Raw genomic sequence first — 3,605 nt, 5'->3', positions numbered from 1 at the left:
GAATAGATACTCACTCGCCAATTTAGAGGAATTATTTGAAATTAGATAAAGTTTAAGCCATTATTTTTAACTCGGGATTAACATTAATTCTGTGTGTTTGGCACCAATTTTCGCTGATGCAGATAAGTGACACCGCCAAATACCAATGTCCAAACAATTGCGCCAACGGCCCCAATGACATCTTCTGGTATGAAGAATAAGCTGAAAAAGATAATCGCGAAGAACGCGATGGTTAATGGACTGGTGACGCTGTACCATGGCATCTTAAAGCCGTCTGGTAAGAAATCACTTGATGCCCGATATTTTCTGTGAGCCAGCATCGACAAGGTATAAACAATAATGTACATATCACTGGAAACCCCTGTTACAATCGTGAAGACTGACGTAATCGCAGTGGTTAAACTCATCAAGGGTGTAACCAAAACCATCGCTGCTGAGAAAATAATTGGCTGCAGGAACGCCGTTTTTGGAAATTTTGGCGAACGTTTTGTGCATCCAACTATTTTCTGGGACTTCGGTTGCCAACTGGTAGAAATGCCGGCCGGCTGAGAAAATACAACTATTTAGTGAAGAAGCTGCCGAGGTCAATACCACAAAGTTAATTGCCGCGGCCGCTGCAGGGAAACCAGCTAACTTAAACACTTGAACAAACGGGCTACTATCAGCCGTTAATGATGTCCAAGGGATAATACCCATGATGACAATCAATGCGCCAATATAGAATAGTAAGATTCGAATTAACGTTTCGTTAACTGCTTTTTTAATTACGGTGTGTGGTGATTTAGCTTCGCCGATTGTGATGCTGACAAATTCAATTCCCTGAAAGGCAAAGAAAACCATTGGGAATGCCGAGACAAAGTTAAAGACACCGTGTGGGAACAGTGTATAATTGTGAAAAACATTTGTAATCGTTGCGTGGCCCAATGGTGTAACCGAATGGCTGAACATCATGAACACACCTGTTACAATCATGGCAACGATCGCAATAATTTTAATCATGGCAAACCAGAATTCAGCTTCCCCGAACAACCGGGCAGCAATTAGGTTAACACTTGCCAAGACTCCCAAAAAGATCAGTTCAACAACCCACGATGGGAAATTTGGAAACCAGAATTTAACATATGTGGCCGTCGCAGTCAATTCTGCCATACAAACAAAGACTAAGCCAATCCAATAAGTCCAGCCGCTAAAATGACCAACTGTCGGACCTAAATATCGAGAAATGAACGAAACAAACGTGTGTTGGGAAGGATCGGAATAAAACATCTCACCGATTGCCCGCATCATAAAGAAGAAGAACAAGCCCAATGTTAGGTAAACCAACATTACGGACGGGCCGGTTTTACTAATTGTACTTCCGGATCCCAAAAATAGTCCTGTTCCGATTGTGCCACCAATGGCAATCATCTGAACATGCCGGTTACTTAAGGCTCGCATGGTACCATCCTAGTTCTTGGTAATAGTTGATTTCATAAGCATCCTCCTACAAAATAAGGGCAAATAAGACAGTTACTAATTAAATTCTAATTGGAATTTCATTATTATACCACATATTTTCAATACGTGGTAGATATTTTTACATATGAAATCGCTTTTATGCAATTTTGCTTAATTATGTGAGCCCTTCACGGGTAAAATGTAAGGTTTGATAACATATTCGTTTTAGAGAAAATATCCTTTCCGGTTAAATGAAACACCAATTAATTAATTACCAACTTTACTTGCTTTTTCTCACCCATCGTTCTATACTCCTAATTAAATAATTTAAAGTCGAATTACATGAAGTAGTTCCTTATCTGGGTGTCAGGAAGTTGGTGGTCGCTGCGAACCAATCAGGATAAGGGAGACGAAATACCGTAATACTCTCGACAATGGTCAATAACTAGAATCCATTATCTTCTAGTGAGCGGTGTATTTTTTGAATACACAAGTTGGGTGGTACCACGGTAAAGAGTCTAATCGTCCCTATTGCATATGAACATGCAATAGGGACGATTTTTTATTTACCAGAGAAAGGGATGTTGAACATGGAACGATCAACTAATGGGGGCTTAGCGCGATATTGATAGCCACTCTTTATGAAAACAATTAGTCACAAAAAAACAAAAAGAGGTTAATCAATATGACGAAAAGTAAATTATCTTTAAGTGAAGCAATTATTGTTCTAATTATCATCTTAGCAATTATGGGTTCTGGTATAATCGGCTTGGGCTTGTCCCCACAAGTTCCAGTTTTACTAGCCATTACCGTCACCATTTTTTGGGCAAAGCTGCGCGGATTTAACTGGCATGAAATCAATGGCGGCATTAAGGACGGTATCGATAAAGGAATCATTCCAATTGTTATTTTTATTTTAATTGGAGCAATGATCAGTACCTGGATTGCTGCCGGGACAATTCCAACTTTAATGGTCATTGGCTTTAAGGCAATCAGCGCACAATGGTTCCTACCAACAGTCTTTCTGGTTTGTTCCCTAGTTGGCGCCGCGGTTGGAAGTTGCTTCACAGTCGTTTCAACCGTCGGAATTGCTTTCTTCGGCATCGGCGTAACCATGAACTTTAACCCAGCCCTCGTTGCCGGCGCCATCATTGCCGGAGGAACTTTCGGCGATAAATTGTCACCATTATCCGAGACTAATAACTTAGCGGCCGCCGTCGTTGATACGGATCTATTTGATCATATGAAAACCATTTTATGGTCGACATTACCAGCTGCAGCCATTTCAACAGTGGCATTTGCCGTTCTGGGAATGGGTCACAATCACGCTGACATGGCAAAAATCAACACCACGGTCGCTGCATTGAATAATGACTTTCACATTTCAATTATTGCATTAATTCCGATCGCCCTGGTATTCATCTGTGCCGCCTTTAAAATGGCAGCCATCCCCACCATGCTGCTCAACATTTTTGTTTCAGCTGCCATGATGTTTATGAATAATACCGGTTTAAATATGAATAAGGCCAGCGATATCATCACAAATGGCTTCGTGGCAAAAACCAGCAATCATGAAGTCAACTTACTATTATCTCGTGGTGGCATTGTTAGTATGATGCCAACCGTTGCCCTGATTGTATTAACATTATCTCTTGGTGGTTTGCTCGTTCACTTTGGTTTAATCAGCACCGTAATGACACCAATCGCCACTAAGTTAAATAATTCAGCCAAATTAATTACAGCAGTCTTATGTGCCTGCATTGGGGTAAACATTTTCGTGGGTGAACAATTCCTATCAATTATCTTACCAGGTCGGGCTTTTAAACAAACCTTCAATAACGGCGGCTTAGCCAGTTCAGCTCTTGGCCGGGTCCTAGAGGATGGCGGTACCGTTCTGAATTACTTGGTTCCTTGGGGTGTCGGTGGTGTCTTCATTGCCAACACGTTGGGCGTTCCAACCATGCAGTACCTGCCATTTGTCTTCTTCAGTCTTCTCTGCCCTGTCTTCTCACTCTTAAGTGGCTTTACGGGAATCGGATTACGGAAGTTAAATGCTACTGAAGATGCCAAAGGAAAAGAAACCGTGCCAGTACAAAATTAGAATGTTTCTTAATCCGGATTTGGTTTTTAAAATATAACACAACTCACCCCATATCCCTAATTAAAGT

At 41.2% G+C, this 3,605-nt stretch carries 1 protein-coding gene and 1 pseudogene; one reads left to right on the top strand and one right to left on the bottom strand.

Annotation, left to right across the window (positions count from 1 at the left end; all coding sequences use genetic code 11):
• Positions 1-83: 83 nt before the first annotated feature.
• Positions 84-1,437 (bottom strand): annotated as a pseudogene (locus HMPREF0518_RS02245) (amino acid permease).
• Between the two features lie 685 nt (positions 1,438-2,122).
• Here HMPREF0518_RS02245 and nhaC point away from each other — a divergent pair.
• Entirely contained in the window at positions 2,123-3,538 is a 1,416-nt protein-coding gene (nhaC, locus tag HMPREF0518_RS02240) for a Na+/H+ antiporter NhaC (protein ID WP_003625663.1), read from the top strand.
• Positions 3,539-3,605 lie beyond the last annotated feature (67 nt).

It is taken from the genome of Lactobacillus helveticus DSM 20075 = CGMCC 1.1877 (genome assembly GCF_000160855.1).
Classification (GTDB): Bacteria; Bacillota; Bacilli; order Lactobacillales; family Lactobacillaceae; genus Lactobacillus; species Lactobacillus helveticus.
Note: the sequence above shows the minus strand (reverse complement) of the source record. Positions and strands in the feature narration are given on the sequence as shown.

What these genes read in the sequence shown, in the direction of transcription:
- nhaC (WP_003625663.1), top strand. Translation starts at nt 2,123, where the DNA reads ATGACGAAAAGTAAATTATCTTTAAGTGAAGCAATTATTGTTCTAATT.